12 protein-coding genes are annotated in these 14,199 nt (G+C 70.2%); 6 read left to right on the top strand and 6 right to left on the bottom strand.

Features of this window, described 5'->3' with window-relative positions; translation table 11 throughout:
- Positions 1-16: 16 nt before the first annotated feature.
- Positions 17-2,284, top strand: a complete 2,268-nt coding sequence (locus tag MLE64_RS10200; protein ID WP_243317624.1) for an alpha-amylase family glycosyl hydrolase — start codon at positions 17-19, stop codon at positions 2,282-2,284.
- A 154-nt stretch (positions 2,285-2,438) separates the two neighbouring features.
- Here MLE64_RS10200 and MLE64_RS10205 read toward each other — a convergent pair whose 3' ends face one another.
- The 5 genes from MLE64_RS10205 to edd all read right to left on the bottom strand — a co-directional run bounded on the left by MLE64_RS10205 (position 2,439) and on the right by edd (position 7,992).
- Positions 2,439-3,914 (bottom strand): AGE family epimerase/isomerase, encoded by a 1,476-nt coding sequence (locus MLE64_RS10205; protein WP_243317625.1) that lies wholly within the window; start codon positions 3,912-3,914, stop codon positions 2,439-2,441.
- Positions 3,915-3,950: 36 nt separating this feature from the next.
- Positions 3,951-4,433 carry a hypothetical protein gene (locus MLE64_RS10210; RefSeq protein WP_243317626.1) on the bottom strand — a complete coding sequence of 161 codons (483 nt, stop codon included), beginning with the start codon at positions 4,431-4,433 and terminating at the stop codon, positions 3,951-3,953.
- Between the two features lie 82 nt (positions 4,434-4,515).
- Positions 4,516-5,514 (bottom strand): type I glyceraldehyde-3-phosphate dehydrogenase, encoded by a 999-nt coding sequence (gene gap, locus MLE64_RS10215; protein ID WP_243317627.1) that lies wholly within the window; start codon positions 5,512-5,514, stop codon positions 4,516-4,518.
- A 22-nt stretch (positions 5,515-5,536) separates the two neighbouring features.
- Positions 5,537-6,163: a bifunctional 4-hydroxy-2-oxoglutarate aldolase/2-dehydro-3-deoxy-phosphogluconate aldolase gene (locus MLE64_RS10220; RefSeq protein WP_243317628.1), complete on the bottom strand. Its 627-nt coding sequence runs from the start codon at positions 6,161-6,163 to the stop codon at positions 5,537-5,539.
- Entirely contained in the window at positions 6,160-7,992 is a 1,833-nt protein-coding gene (gene edd / locus MLE64_RS10225) for a phosphogluconate dehydratase (protein WP_243317629.1), read from the bottom strand. Before edd ends, MLE64_RS10220 begins: the two co-directional genes overlap by 4 nt.
- A 109-nt stretch (positions 7,993-8,101) precedes the next feature.
- On the opposite strand from edd, the gene zwf reads away from it, so the two are divergent.
- The 5 genes from zwf to MLE64_RS10250 all read left to right on the top strand — a co-directional run bounded on the left by zwf (position 8,102) and on the right by MLE64_RS10250 (position 13,207).
- Complete coding sequence (zwf, locus tag MLE64_RS10230) at positions 8,102-9,562, top strand: glucose-6-phosphate dehydrogenase (protein WP_243317630.1); 1,461 nt, start codon at positions 8,102-8,104, stop codon at positions 9,560-9,562.
- A complete protein-coding gene (gene pgl, locus MLE64_RS10235) occupies positions 9,563-10,252 on the top strand; it encodes a 6-phosphogluconolactonase (RefSeq protein WP_243317631.1) in 690 nt (229 codons plus the stop codon).
- Positions 10,249-11,091 (top strand): SIS domain-containing protein, encoded by an 843-nt coding sequence (locus MLE64_RS10240; protein ID WP_243317632.1) that lies wholly within the window; start codon positions 10,249-10,251, stop codon positions 11,089-11,091. Before pgl ends, MLE64_RS10240 begins: the two co-directional genes overlap by 4 nt.
- Positions 11,092-11,151: 60 nt before the next feature.
- Positions 11,152-11,961: an SHOCT domain-containing protein gene (locus tag MLE64_RS10245; RefSeq protein ID WP_243317633.1), complete on the top strand. Its 810-nt coding sequence runs from the start codon at positions 11,152-11,154 to the stop codon at positions 11,959-11,961.
- A 73-nt stretch (positions 11,962-12,034) separates the two neighbouring features.
- Positions 12,035-13,207 (top strand): acetyl-CoA C-acetyltransferase, encoded by a 1,173-nt coding sequence (locus MLE64_RS10250; RefSeq protein WP_243317634.1) that lies wholly within the window; start codon positions 12,035-12,037, stop codon positions 13,205-13,207.
- Between the two features lie 8 nt (positions 13,208-13,215).
- Here MLE64_RS10250 and purU read toward each other — a convergent pair whose 3' ends face one another.
- Positions 13,216-14,070: a formyltetrahydrofolate deformylase gene (gene purU / locus MLE64_RS10255; RefSeq protein WP_243317635.1), complete on the bottom strand. Its 855-nt coding sequence runs from the start codon at positions 14,068-14,070 to the stop codon at positions 13,216-13,218.
- Between the last annotated feature and the right edge of the window lie 129 nt (positions 14,071-14,199).

The raw sequence follows: 14,199 nt of genomic DNA on the forward strand, positions 1-14,199 counted from the left end.
CTCCGCAGGAGGTCCCATGTCCCGAGCCGCCCTGTTCCCCCTGGTCGTCAGCCTGGTCCTCCTGCTCGCCTGCGGAGGTGGAGGCGGCGGGGGCGGGAGCACGGGCCCTTCCAACCCCAGCGCCTCGGCCCTTGATGCGGATCCGAACGCCACGCCGGCCCCTGACGCCAGCTACTACAAGGTGCCCAGCACCGCCCTGGGACCGGTGTTCGGCTCGGGCACGGTCACCTTCAACTACTGGAATGCCAACGCCAGCGCCGTGGGGCTCTGCCTCTACGCGCACTGGAACGACGCCCTGAACGCCCCCGCGGCCACCGTGGCCATGACCCGTGGTTCCGGTGGCGTCTGGAGCACCGGGGCCATCGCACTCCCCGCGCAGAGCTTCTATGTCTTCAAGGTGGGCGGCGAGTACGTGCTGGACCCCTACGCCAAGTCCATGGCCCAGTGGGTGCGGACGCCCACGGCCTCCATCTCTGGTGACAGTATCGGGAAGGGCGCGATCGTGGATCCCACGGCCATCGGCCCCGATGGCGGCTGGACACCCTACGCCGGCGCCTCCTACTACTTCGACGGATCGGCCATGAAGGGCCCCGATGGCGCGACGGCAGCTCCTTATGCCTACGCCTCGAACCGGGACGCCATCCTCTACGAGACCGGCGTGCGCGACCTCACGGTGGATCCCAACCTCAGCGGGTTCGCCGCGGGGCACACCTGGGGCACGTTCAAGGGGCTGGTGGACCTGCTGCCCCACATCCAGAAGCTGGGCGTCACCCATGTGCAGCTGCTCTGCCCGCTGGAGAACTACACCTACGACCAGACGAAGATCGGTACCCGCGAGCTGACGATCAGCCAGACCTCCGGCGCCAACTACAACTGGGGCTACGATCCCCAGAACTACTTCACGCCCACCGGCATGTACTCGGCGGCCCCGGGCGATCCCGCGGCTCGCGTCAACGAGCTAAAGACCCTCATCAACGAGATCCACAAGCAGGGCATGGGCGTGGTGCTGGATGTGGTCTACAACCACACCGCCAACAACGCCGTGCTGGGCGATTCCGGCATCCAGGGCTACTACTACCGCAGCACCAGCCGGAACGGCGCGGGCAGCCAGGACGTGCGCTCCGAGGCCAAGATGGTACGGAAGCTCATCGTGGACTCCATCGCCTACTGGGTGCGGGAGTACAAGGTGGACGGGTTCCGCTTCGACCTCATGGGCGTGCTGGACACCCAGACGGTGAAGGCCGCCTACGCCGCCGCCACCTCCTACAACCCGAAGACCCTCTTCATCGGGGAAGGCTGGAACGGCTTCTACAGCGGGCCGGCCACGGACTACAACGGCGATGCCACCACCGGCGCGGACCAGGGGAATTCGGTCCAGTTCCTCGGTCAGAACGTCGCCATGTTCTCCGACAGCTACCGCCAGGTCTTCAAGAACGGCTTCCCCAACGACGGCCAGCCTGCCTTCCTCACGGGCGTCTCGCAGTCCGTGGCCACCCTGTTCTCCAACATCGCCGGCGTCCCCACCAACACCAGCCCGGCCTTCGCACCGGGCTCCACCAGTAACGTGGCCAGCTACCTCACCTGCCACGACAACCTCTGCCTCTATGACGTGCTGGCTATGGCCACCGCCGCGCCCAAGAGCCCGGCGGGCGACGCCATCCTCCTCAAGCGGGCCAAGGTGGGCTACGCCGCGCTGCTGACCTCCCAGGGGCTCGCGTTCATCCATGCCGGTGACGAGATGTTCCGCACCAAGGAGACCACCGGGCTGTACGCCAACACCAAGTCGAACGGCGGGCGCTACTTCGTGGACAACTCCTACAACGCCTCCGACGCCATCAACCTGGTGGCCTGGTCCCGGGTATACACGAACGGCAACCCGCTGGCCGGCGGCTTCGCCAACTACGACACCACCCAGAACGGCACCCAGCTCTACCGCTACGTCCAGGGCCTCATCTTCCTGCGGAAGAGCACCAACGCCTTTCGCCTGCCAGACGCCGTGCGTGCCGCGAACGTGACCAGCCTTACGGCCTCGGGCGCCGGCAGCAGCGCCCTGGCCTTCGGCTACAAGGCCGTGTCCTCGGACGGCACGGGCACCTGGTACGTCTTCCACAATGCGGACACCACCGCGAAGACCTTCTCGGCGGACATCGACCTCACCACGGCCACCCTGGTCGCCGATGGCGCCGCCGCAGGCACCACGGCGATCGTCGCGCCCACTGGCGTGGCCGTCAGCGGTTCCACCGTGACGCTGGATCCGCTGACCTCGGCCATCTTCAGGAAATAGCGGCATCCGGCGTCTTCGAAAGTTAAAGAACACCACCAAGACACCAAGAAAAGCCAAGATCACCTGCTTTTGCCGTTCTTGGTGGTCCTGGTGCCTTGGTGGTGATCCGTGCTTTTCTTGATAATCCTTGGTTCCTTCCTGGTTCCAAGGAGGGCTACTTCAGCTCGATGAACGCGGCCTCCACCTTCCGGCGCCCGGGAAAGCCGGGCAGGGGATGGCTGGTGCGCTTCGCCAGGCGCCCGTCGAAGAAGTAGGGTCGCAGGACCGCCTTCGGATCCTTGGGGGCGAAGTAGAGGACCGCGGGCTGGTGGTGGAGGGCCTGGGCCGTGAGGTAGCCCACCAGGGCGTGCTCGGCGGAGTGGTAGCCGCTCTTCCACTGGTGGATCTTGGGGCCCTCCCAGGGCTCGAAATCAGGCCCTCCCGCCCCGCCCCAGACCTCGTGGTTCACGGGGTCCACCATGCGGCGGAACCAGAAGTCCGCGGTGCGGGGCAGGGGCGCCGCCTGGGCGGGGTCCCGCAGGGCCAGGGTCTCCGCCAGCTGGTCTAGCTCCGCGTAGATCCACCATTCCTTGCCCGAGTCCACGCTGCCATCGCGGCCGAGACGCGAGCCCCAGGTTCCGGAATCCGGCAGATAGGCCTGCTTCAGCACGGCCTGGGCACCGGTGGTCGCGAGGTCCACCAGGGCCTGGTCGTGCGTGAGCCGGCCGATGCGCTCCAGCATCCAGTAGGCCTTGGCCGTGTGGCCGAAGTCCGTGTGACGGGAGCCCAGCCGCTTCAGGGCCGGATCGTCGATGGTGCCCCAGAACAGGTGGCGGTCGGCGTCGTGGTAGTCCTTCACCATGACCGTTGCGAGGCGCTTCAGGTCGGCGGTCCAGGCCCGGCGCTCCCTGGGAGGCAGCAGGGGCGTGACCAGCAGCAGGTAGGCGTTCACCTGGTCCAGCTGGGCCACCAGTTCCTGGCGGAGCTGATCCTTGTCCGGGTCCTCCTTTACCACCCAGCGCAGGGCCTGCCAGTCCGGGTTCCAGTACTGGGAGAAGATGTGGTCCTTGAGCCGCCGGATGTCGGCCAGCACCGCCTCGTCGCGGGTGAGGTACCAGTACATCGCCATTCCCAGCTCCGCGTAGGCCAGGTCCTGGCTGGTACGGGCCAGCACCTCGGGCTTCGGCTCGCCCTTCTCGAACCAGGAGACGGCGCTGCCGGTGGCGGGATCCAGCGCCTTCGACCGGATGAAGGCCACGCCGTCCCGGGCCAGCTCGAGCATCTTCGGATCGCCCGTCAGGTGGTAGGCCACGCCGTAGAAGTAGGTCTGGCGGGACTTCATGCGGACGTACTCGCGGCCGAACTCGGCCCGGATCCAGCCTGGCGCGTCCGCGAGCTCGGCGGGTGGCTTGGCCCAGTCGACCACCTTGCCGTCGTTGCCGCGGAAGGTGGGAAAGTCGCCCCGAGGGGAGCCCCAGGCGTCCGGCACGTTCCAGAAGGGCAGAAGGTCGCCGCGGAAGTGGGCCAGCCAGCGCTCGCCCGTGGGCAGGTCGGCGGGGATCCGGGCGGCCAGGGGGGGCTGGGGCGCCGGGGTCGGGGGAATCCCACCGGCGAGGGCGAGGGTGGTCAGCAGCAGCAGAGGCTTGAACATGGAGAGGGCTCCCGCGTCAGGTGGAACGGCTCGCGCCTACTGGGCCTTCGCCTTCTCCAGGAGGCGCTGGCGCAGGTCCTTGAACTCGGTCTCCGAGATGAGCCCGTCCTTCTTGAGCTTCTCCAGCTTCTCCAGCTCGGTCCTGAGGTCGAAGGCGGGTGCCGCGGGAGCCGCCTCCGCGCCAGCGCCGAGCTTCGGTTCCGCGGCGGGTCTGCCGGCCGGGACCTTGGCGGGGTCCACCTCCTCCCGGGTCCCGAGCGCATCAACCCGGCCGTTGGCGAAGCGCACGAAGGAGGACCGCTCGTTGACCTTGAGGGCGCCGTAGCGGTCGTAGGCCTCGTACTCGAACAGCTCGAAGCCGTTGACCATGGACGTCCGGGAGGGCTGCCCGGCCCGGGCGATGACTTCCTTCCTGTCCATCCCGAGCCTGAGCTTGCCGAAGTCCAGGTCGGGCTTGGCGCATCCGACCATCGCGGCGACGGCGAGAGCGAAGAGGGGGGCGGCGGGGGACCAGCGCATGGGGACCTCGAATCAGAATCCAGGCAAGCAGTATGGCGGACCGGCGACCTCCTCCCAGGCCCAAGTTGGGCCGGGGACCGTCCTACTTCCCGATCACCCGCACCATTTCCAGGAGCTTGCTGGAGTAGCCCCACTCGTTGTCGTACCAGGCCACGAGCTTGACGAAGGTGCCGTCCAAGGCCATGCCGGCGTCGGCGTCGAAGACGGAGGTGCAGCTCTCGCCGCGGAAGTCCGTGGAGACCACCTTCCGGTCCGTGTAGCCCAGGATCCCCTTCATGGGGCCCTCGGAGGCGGCCTTCATGGCGGCGCAGATGGCCTCGTACGTGGTCTCCGTCTTCAGTTCGGCGGTGAGGTCCACCACGGAGACATCCGAGGTGGGCACGCGGAAGGACACGCCCGTGAGCTTCTTGTTCAGCTCGGGGATCACCTTGCCCACGGCCTTCGCCGCGCCGGTGCTGCTGGGGATGATGTTCTCCAGGATGCCCCGGCCCCCGCGCCAGTCGCGGTGGCTGAGGCCGTCCACGGTGCGCTGGGAGGCGGTGGCGGCATGCACGGTGGTCATGAGGCCGCGCTTGATGCCGAAGGTGTCGTTCAGCACCTTGGCCAGGGGCGCCAGGCAGTTGGTGGTGCAGGAGGCGTTGGAGACGATGGCCTGTCCGGCGTAGGTGTCGTGGTTCACGCCGTAGACGAACATGGGCGTGGCGTCCTTGCTGGGCGCGGAGAGCACCACCTTCTTGGCCCCGGCGGCCAGGTGCTTCGAGGCCAGTTCCTCCGTGAGGAAGAGGCCGGTGGATTCCACCACCACGTCCACGCCCGCCTCGTTCCAGCGGAGCGCCGCCGGGTCCTTCTCGGCGGTGAGGCGGATCTTCCGGCCGTCCACCACCAGGTGTCCGTCCTCGAGGGAGATCTTGCCCCGGAAGCGGCCGTGCACCGAGTCGTAGCGCAGCAGGTAGCCGAGGTAGTCGGGCTCCAGCAGGTCGTTGATGGCGACCACCTCTAGGTCCGGGAAGTCCTGCGCGGCGGCGCGGAACACCATGCGGCCGATGCGGCCGAACCCGTTGATGCCGATCTTGAGGGTCATGAAAAGCTCCTGAGTAAAGAGGTCAGCGGAGCGCCGCGGCGGCGCGGGCCAGTGCGGTGATGGCGGCCCAGTCGCCGGCATCCATCAATGCTTTCGGCGCGAGCCAGGAGCCGCCCACGCAGACCACGTTCGGCTGCGCGAGGTAGGCGGCGGCGGTGGCGGGGCTGATGCCGCCGGTGGGACAGAAGGCGAGGTCCCGGAAGGGGCCGGCCAGGGCCTTGAGCATGGGGATGCCGCCCGCCGGCTCGGCGGGGAAGAGCTTGAGGAAGCGGAAGCCCGCGTCCACGGCGGCCATCACCTCCGTGGGCGTCATCACCCCCGGCAGCAGGGGCAGGCCCGATCCGGCCGCCGCCTCCAGCAGGGGGCGGGTGAGGCCGGGGCTCACGGCGAAGGCGGCGCCCGCCTCGGCCACCTGTCGCAGCGCCTCGGGTGTGGTCACGGTGCCGGCGCCCACGTGGGCCTGGGGGAAGGCCCGGCGGATCTGCCGGATGGCCTCCAGGGCCACGGGGGTGCGCAGGGTGATCTCCAGGGTGGGGATGCCGCCCTCCAGCAGGGCCGCGGCCAGGGGCAGGCCCTGGTCCAGGCGGTCCAGGGCGATGACCGGCATCACCGGCGCGGCGCGGAGGATGGTCTCGAGGGAGGTCGTCATGGCCGGCTCCGGTCGAAGGCCTCGCCGAAGGAGGTGGCCCCGGCCTCGGCCTCGGTGGCGTGGGCGCGGAAGAGGCCGAACAGCTCGCGGCCGGTGCCGTGGTCGTGGCGGGCCGGAAGCGCGGCCAGCGGGCGCGCGGCCCATTCGGCGGGGTCCACCTTCACCTCCAGCCGTCCCTGCTCGGCGTCCAGCTCGATGAGGTCGCCGTCGCGCACCTTCGCCAGGGGGCCGCCGGCCAGGGCCTCGGGGGAGACGTGGATGGCCGCAGGCACCTTGCCGGAGGCGCCGGACATGCGGCCGTCGGTGACCAGGGCCACGTGGAAGCCCTGGTCCTGGAGGTTGGCCAGGGTGGGCGTGAGCTGGTGGAGCTCGGGCATGCCATTGGCCCGGGGACCCTGGAAGCGCACCACGGCCACGAGGTCCCCGGTGAGGCTTCCGGCCTTGTAGGCGGCCTGCAGGGCCTCCTGGCTGTCGAAGACCCGGGCAGGCGCCACCACGTGGCGATGCTCGGGCTTCACCGCCGAGACCTTGATGACAGAGCGCCCCAGGTTGCCCGTGAGCAGGCGCAGGCCGCCGTTGGGGTCGAAGGGCCGCGCCATGGGCCGCAGCACCGACTCGTCGCCGCTCTCCGCTGGGGCGTCCCGCCAGACCAGCTCGCCGTTCTCCAGCTGCGGAGCCTGGGTGTAGGGCCGCAGGCCCGGTCCTGCCACGGTCAGCACGTTGCCGTGCAGCAGGCCCGCGTCCAGCAGCTCCCGGATGAGGAAGCCCATGCCCCCGGCGCGGTGGAAGGCGTTCACGTCCGCCTGGCCGTTGGGGTAGGCCCGAACCAGCAGGGGCACGTGGGCGGAAAGCTCGTCGAAGTCGCTCCAGTCGATGACGATGCCCGCGGCCCGCGCGATGGCCACCAGGTGCAGGGTGTGGTTGGTGGAGCCGCCCGTGGCCAGCAGGCCCACCATGCCGTTCACGATGGCACGCTCGTCGATCACCAGGCCCAGGGGCGTGTACTCGGCGCTCCCTTCCACCAGGGCGGCGGCGCGGGCGGCGGCGCGGCGCGTGAGCGCCTCCCGCAGGGGCGTGCCCGTGGGCACGAAGGAGGCGCCAGGCAGGTGCAGGCCCATCACTTCCATGAGCATCTGGTTGCTGTTGGCGGTGCCGTAGAAGGTGCAGGTGCCGGGCGCCCAGTAGGCGGCGCCCTCGGCGGCCAGCAGCTCCTCCCGCGTGGCCTTCCCGGCCTGGTACCTCTGGCGGACCTTGGCCTTCTCCTCGTTGGAGAGGCCGCTGGGCATGGGGCCGCCGGGCACGAAGACCACGGGCAGGTGCCCGAACTGGAGGGCCCCGATGAGCAGGCCCGGCACGATCTTGTCGCAGACGCCCAGGCAGAGGGCCGCGTCGAAGACTCTGTGGGAGAGCGCCACCGCCGTGGCCATGGCGATGACGTCCCGGGAGAAGAGGGACAGCTCCATGCCCGGCTGGCCCTGGGTGATGCCGTCGCACATGGCCGGCACGCCGCCGGCCACCTGGGCCGTGGCGCCTGCGGCGCGGGCGGCCTCCTTGATCCAGGCGGGGAAGGCCCCCAGCGGCTGGTGGGCCGAGAGCATGTCGTTGTAGGCGGTGACGATGCCCAGGTTCGGTTCGCGGCCCTCCTTCAGCGCGGCTTTGTCGGCGCCGGCGGCGGCGAAGGTGTGGGCCAGGTTGGCGCAGGAGACGTCGCAGCGGTGCGGACGGGCCGCCCCGGTCTCCCGGAGCTGGGCCAGGTAGGCCTCCCGGCCGGCGCGGCTGCGCTGGCGGATGCGATCCGTGAGGGCGGAGACATGGGCGTTCAGGGCCATGGGGAGGTTCCTTCCCGGAGTCCCGGTGGGTCGGGTGTGTGTAACATTATTACTTTTTGTAACCGGTTGCATGAAAAAAAGTCGTAGTATTTCTACATCCGGAGATCCCATGAGAACCCTGCCCGATTTCGACATGGTGCTGTTCGGCGGGACCGGCGACCTGGCCATGCGCAAGCTGTTGCCCGCGCTCTACCAGCAGGTGAAGGCGGGAACCGTGAGCCCGGGTTCCCGCATCCTCGCCGCGGCGCGCCGGTCGCTCACCCGGGAGGCCTTCCTGGAGCTGGCCGAGACCAGCTGCAAGCCCTTCCTGGGTGCCGACTACGACGCCGCCACCTGGACCTCCTTCGCGGAGCGCATCAGCTACTTCCCCATGGACGTCCAGTCCGAGGACAGCTACGGGCCGCTGGGCGCCGCGCTGGGCCAGCACCCCGACCGCATCCGCGTCTTCTACTACTCCACGTCGCCGGACTTCTTCGCGGCCATCTCCGCCCACCTGGGCGGGGCGGGCCTCATCTCGCCGCACTCGCGTGTGGTGGTGGAGAAGCCCCTGGGCCATGACCTGGAGTCCTCCCGCGAGATCAACGACGCCGTGGGCCGGCACTTCACCGAGCGCCAGATCTTCCGCATCGACCACTACCTCGGCAAGGAGCCGGTGCAGAACCTGCTGGCCCTGCGCTTCGCCAACGTGCTCTTCGAGCCGCTCTGGCGCCGGGAGTGGGTGCAGGACGTGCAGATCACCGTGGCCGAGCAGCTGGGCGTGGAGGGCCGGGGCGACTTCTACGAGGGCACCGGCGCCCTGCGGGACATGCTGCAGAACCACCTGCTCCAGCTGCTCTGCATCGTGGCCATGGAGCCGCCCACGGCCAGCGATCCCGACGCGGTGCGCGACGAAAAGCTCAAGGTGCTGCGCTCCCTGCGCGCCTTCACGCCCCAGGACGTGGCCGCGAAGACCGTGCGGGGCCAGTACAAGGCCGGCGCCGTGGGGGGGCGGCCCGTGGCCGGCTACGTGGAGGAGCCGGGCGTGGCCCCGGAGAGCCGCACGGAGACCTTCGTGGCCGCGAAGGCGGAGATCGACACCTGGCGCTGGGCCGGCGTGCCCTTTTTCCTCCGCACCGGCAAGCGCATGCCCGAGAAGCTGGCGGAGATCGTCATCAACTTCCGCCAGGTGCCCCACTTCATCTTCGGCGAGGCCGCCCACGGCACCCGGGCGAATCGCCTCGTCATCCGCATGCAGCCGGACGAGAGCATGCGCCTCTACCTGGTGGCCAAGCAGCCCGGCGACGCCATGGCTCTGCATCCGGTGAACCTCAACCTCGACTTCGCCGAGTCCTTCCGCGCGCGGCGCCTGGAGGCCTACGAGCGGCTGCTGCTGGACGCCATCCGCGGCCGCCTCACGCTCTTCGTGCGCCGCGACGAGCAGGAGGCGGCTTGGCGCTGGGTGGAGCCCATCCTCGACAGCTGGGCCGCCAGCGAGGACCGGCCCAAGTCCTACACCGCCGGGAGCTGGGGCCCCGCGGCCTCCAGCGCCCTGCTTTCCCGCGATGGCCTGGCCTGGTCCGAGGAGGACTAGGTGTGCAGCCTGCGTGAGTATCCCGACCAGGCCAGGCTCATCGCGTCGCTGGCCCAGGACGTGGCCCGGCGCTTGAAGGAGGACCTCGCACGCCGGGAGCGGGCCGTCCTGGTGGTGTCCGGCGGGCGCAGCCCCGTACCCCTCTTCCAGGCCCTGGCCAGGCAGGTTCTCCCTTGGGAGCGCGTGACGGTCACGCTGGCCGACGAGCGGTGGGTGCCGGCGGATCATCCCGATAGCAACGAGGCCTTGGTGCGGGACCACCTCCTGCAGGGCGCCGCCGCCGCGGCCCAGCTGGTGCCCCTGTTCACCGGCGACGCGACGCCGGAACAAGGCGCATCCAAAGCCAGCGCCGCCTTGGCGGAGCTGCCCCGGCCCTTCAGTCGGGTGATCCTCGGCATGGGCGAGGACGGGCACATCGCCTCGCTGTTCCCGGGGGCCGCGGAGCTGACCGAGGGCCTGACCACGGAGGCCGCGGCACTGGCCGTGCATCCCCCCCACGCGCCCCACCCGCGCCTCAGCCTCTCCCTGCGCGCCCTGCTGGACACCCGCGACCTCGTGCTGATGATCTCCGGCCCGGCCAAGCGCCGGGTGCTGGAGCGGGCGCTGGAGGAGGGGCCGGTGGAGGACCTGCCTGTGCGGGCCATCCTGCGCCAGACCGCGGTGCCGGTCTCGGTATGCTGGGCGCCATGAGCCTCCTCACACGCATCCAGGCCCTCCTGCCGGAGCTGCCGCCCTCGGAGCGGCGCGTGGCGGACCTGGTGCTCAACCATCCGGTGGAGGTGGTCTCCGCCCCCATCTCGCGGATCGCCGCCCTGGCCGACGTGAGCCAACCCACGGTCATCCGGTTCTGCCGCCGCCTCAGGTTCCCGGGCCTGCCCGGCTTCAAGCTGAAGCTCGCGGGCGATCTGGGCGCCGGCATCCCCTTCGTCCACGACCGCCTGGCCGCCGGCGACGGCATGGACCGCCTGATCTCGAAGGTCTTCGACAGCGCGCTGGCGGGCCTGGCGAGGGGACGCGACGCCCTACGGCCCGAGCGGCTCGCCCGGGCCGTGGAGGCCCTCGACCGGGCCAGCCGCATCGAGTGCTATGGCCTGGGCAACTCCGCCGTCACCGCCCAGGACGCCCAGATGAAGCTGTTCCGCATGGGCACGCCCACCGTGGCCTGCGCGGATTCCCAGATGCAGCGCGTGGCCGCGGCCCTGCTGCCCGCCGACGCGGTGGTGCTGGCCATCTCCAACTCGGGCCGCACCCGGAACCTGCTGGAGGTCGTCGCCCTGGCGCGGAAATCCGGCGCCACGGTCATCGCCCTCACGCGCTCGGGCACGCCCCTGGCGGAGGCCGCGGACCTGCTGCTGCCCGCGGACGTGCAGGAGAACCCCGAGGTCTACGCGCCCATGGTGGCCCGGCTCGTCCACCTGGCCATCATCGACGTGCTCACCGTGGCCCTGGCCCTGCGCAAGGGGCCCGCGGCCATCACGCGCATGGAAGCCGCCAAGGCGTCCCTCCAGGCCACCCGGGAACCCCGGTAGGGCCGGCCTTTGCGGCTATGCTTCCGGAGCAGGTCTCGAACCGACATCCCAGGAGGAATCATGCGATGCAGCAGCGAAGTGATCCGGACGCTGGCCCTGGCGGCGGTGCTGTTTCCGGGAGCCTCCGCCAGCGCTCTCGATGAGGGCCGGACCCAGTGGAAGCTGGCCAACTTCACCTGGGTGAGCCGGGTCCCGGCCGAGGCGGGGGCCGTCGCCAACGGCCATCCGGCCCAGGTCTCCCAGGCCGTGCTGCAGAAGGCCCTGGGCGCCGTGGTGGCGCAGGTGGATGGGGCCGACACGCCCCTCTTCGAGCCCAAGGAGGCCGCCGCGCTCGCCAAGGCCCTGGAGGAGGCCCTCGCCGCCGCCCGGCCGTCGGAGGACCTGGTCCTGCTGAGCACCCAGCGGCGGGGCGGGCACTTCATGGATCCCGCCCTGGCCGTGACGGCGCGGCTCTTCGTGAAGGCGGGGGCCCTCAACCTGATCGTGCACGATGCCCGGCTCGACTTCATGGACCGCTATTCCGCCGACCGCACGCTGCCCACCTTCGCCTACGGGTCGCGGACGGCGGGCACCGCCGTGTCCCTCAAGGCCGAGGGCGCCACGAACCTCCGGTCCGACTGGCTGGCCCTTCCGCTCGCGCCCGTGGCGCCAGCGGCCACCACACTGGCACCCACACCCGCCTCGGCGCTGGCACCCGGATCGGCGGCATCGGCTCCTCAGGCGACCGCGTCCGCGGCCGCGAAGCCGGATCAGGATTTCTACGACCTTCAGTACCAGCGCCTCAAGGCGCTGAAGCGCCTGCGGGATGAGAACCTGATCTCCGAGGTCGAATACCAGGAGAAGCGCCAGGCCATCCTGAAGACGCTCTGAGGCTGCCCGGAGACCGCCGGGTCCTGGCGGGCGCGGCTTCGCGATACCCTGTGGGGATCCTCCGGAGTCCGCCATGTCCACCTACATCCTGTCTGCGACCCGCACCGCCGTCGGTTCCTTCGGAGGCGGCCTGAAGCCGCTGAACGCCGTGCAGATGGGTGCCCTGGCGATCACCGAGGCCCTGAAGCGGGCCGGCGTGGCGTCCGAGGCCGTGGGCGACGTGGTGATGGGCAACGTGCTCCAGGCTGGCAGCGGGCAGAACGTCGCCCGGCTGGCGGCCCTCAAGGCGGGCCTGCCCTTCTCGACCCCTGCCCACACGCCCAACCAGGTGTGCGGCTCGGGCCTCAAGGCCATCGCCCTGGGCGCCCAGTCCATCGCCATGGGCGACGCGGACCTGGTAGTGGCCGGTGGCACCGAGAGCATGTCCAACGCGCCCTACCTGCTGCCCGCCGCCCGCTGGGGCGCCCGCATGGGGAACGCCCAGCTCATCGACAGCATGATCCAGGACGGTCTCTGGTGCGGCCACGGCGACACCCACATGGGCATCACCGCCGAGAACGTGGCCGCCAAGCACGGTATCACCCGCGAAGCCCAGGACGCATTCTCCCTCGCCAGCCAGCAGAAGGCCGCCGCCGCCCAGGCCGCGGGCGCCTTTGACCGCGAGGTGTTCACGGTCACCCTGGCGGGTAAGAAGGGCGACGTCCTCTTCAACCGCGACGAGTACATCAAGGCCGACGCCTCCGCCGAGGGCCTCGCGAAGCTGAAGCCCGCCTTCAAGAAGGACGGCACCGTCACCGCCGGCAACGCCAGCGGCATCAACGACGGCGCCGGCGCCCTGGTGCTGGCCTCCGAGGCTGCCGCCAAGGCGCACAAGCCCATCGCCCGCATCCTCGGCTTCGCCCAGGCCGGCGTGGATCCCGCCACCATGGGCCTGGGCCCCGTGCCCGCCATCCAGAAGCTGCTGGCGAAGACCGGCGTGAAGTTGGCCGACATCGATCTCTTCGAGCTGAACGAGGCCTTCGCCGCCCAGAGCCTCGGCGTGCTGGCGGAGCTGCCCGAGCTCGACCCCGCCAAGGTGAACCTGCGCGGCGGCGCCATCGCCATCGGCCACCCCATCGGCGCCAGCGGCACCCGCATCCTCGTCACCCTGCTGCACCTGCTGCAGGACGAGAACAAGAAGCTCGGCCTCGCCGCCCTCTGCGTCGGCGGCGGCCAGGGCGTGGCCATGCTGGTGGAGCGGCTGTAGGCCGAGAGCTACTCGAACACCACCGTCTTGTTCCCGTAGGTCAGCACCCGGTGCTGGAGGTGGAGCCGCACGGCCCGCGAGAGGGCCAGGCGCTCCATGTCCCGGCCCTTGCGGACCAGGTCCTCGACCGTGTCGCGGTGGCTGACGCGGACCACGTCCTGGTCGATGATCGGGCCCGAGTCGAGGTCCGGCGTGACGTAGTGGGCCGTGGCACCGATGAGCTTCACGCCCCGGGCGTGGGCCTGGTGATAGGGCTGGGCCCCGGCGAAGGCAGGCAGGAAGCTGTGGTGGATGTTGATGACGGAGGGGAAGGCCTCCAGGAAGGCAGGGCTGAGGACCTGCATGTACTTGGCGAGGATCACCAGGTCCACGCCTTCGGAACGCAGCAGGGCCAGCTCCTGGGCCTCGGCGGCCTCCCGGGTCTCGCGGGTGATGGGGACCACGTGGAAGGGGATGCCCAGCGGCTCGACGTGGCGCTTCAGCGTGGCGTGGTTGCTGAGCACGAGGGCGATCTCCGCCCCCAGCTCGCCGGCTTGGTGGCGCCAGAGGAGGTCCAGGAGGCAGTGCTCCTGTTTGCTGCACCAGAGGGCGATCCGGGGGACCACGTCCGAGAAGTGGAGTTCCCAATGGCCGCCCATGGGATCGGCGATGTCCGCGAACCCCTTCCGGAGCCCGGCCCGGTCCAGGTCCAGGCCCTCGACCTCCAGCTCGATGCGGCCCAGGAAGCGCCCGGCCTGCAGGTCCGAGTGGTGGTCCGAGTCGACGATGTTGCCGCCGTGCTGGTACACGAAGCCGGCCAGGCGCGCCACGATGCCCTTCTGGTCCGGGCAGGAGATGAGGAAGATGGCCGTGGGGTTGGACATAGGTGATTTCACCCCAGGGGGGCCCGGCCCGCAAGCAAATCGGGCGGCCAGGGCGTGGCCAGGCTGGTGGAACAGATCTGAAGACTGGAACCGCGAATGGCGCGAATTTGCGCGAATATGAATGACATG

It is taken from the genome of Geothrix paludis (genome assembly GCF_022808815.1).
Taxonomy (GTDB): Bacteria; Acidobacteriota; Holophagae; order Holophagales; family Holophagaceae; genus Geothrix; species Geothrix paludis.

Excerpts from the sequence above, each read along its gene's own strand:
- MLE64_RS10210 (WP_243317626.1), bottom strand. The coding sequence starts at position 4,433 with ATGCGCTGGTCCCCCGCCGCCCCCCTCTTCGCTCTCGCCGTCGCCGCG.
- zwf (WP_243317630.1), top strand. The coding sequence starts at position 8,102 with ATGAGAACCCTGCCCGATTTCGACATGGTGCTGTTCGGCGGGACCGGC.
- edd (WP_243317629.1), bottom strand. The coding sequence starts at position 7,992 with ATGGCCCTGAACGCCCATGTCTCCGCCCTCACGGATCGCATCCGCCAG.
- purU (WP_243317635.1), bottom strand. The coding sequence starts at position 14,070 with ATGTCCAACCCCACGGCCATCTTCCTCATCTCCTGCCCGGACCAGAAG.
- MLE64_RS10240 (WP_243317632.1), top strand. The coding sequence starts at position 10,249 with ATGAGCCTCCTCACACGCATCCAGGCCCTCCTGCCGGAGCTGCCGCCC.
- MLE64_RS10220 (WP_243317628.1), bottom strand. The coding sequence starts at position 6,163 with ATGACGACCTCCCTCGAGACCATCCTCCGCGCCGCGCCGGTGATGCCG.
- MLE64_RS10245 (WP_243317633.1), top strand. The coding sequence starts at position 11,152 with ATGCGATGCAGCAGCGAAGTGATCCGGACGCTGGCCCTGGCGGCGGTG.
- MLE64_RS10205 (WP_243317625.1), bottom strand. The coding sequence starts at position 3,914 with ATGTTCAAGCCTCTGCTGCTGCTGACCACCCTCGCCCTCGCCGGTGGG.
- gap (WP_243317627.1), bottom strand. The coding sequence starts at position 5,514 with ATGACCCTCAAGATCGGCATCAACGGGTTCGGCCGCATCGGCCGCATG.
- MLE64_RS10250 (WP_243317634.1), top strand. The coding sequence starts at position 12,035 with ATGTCCACCTACATCCTGTCTGCGACCCGCACCGCCGTCGGTTCCTTC.
- MLE64_RS10200 (WP_243317624.1), top strand. The coding sequence starts at position 17 with ATGTCCCGAGCCGCCCTGTTCCCCCTGGTCGTCAGCCTGGTCCTCCTG.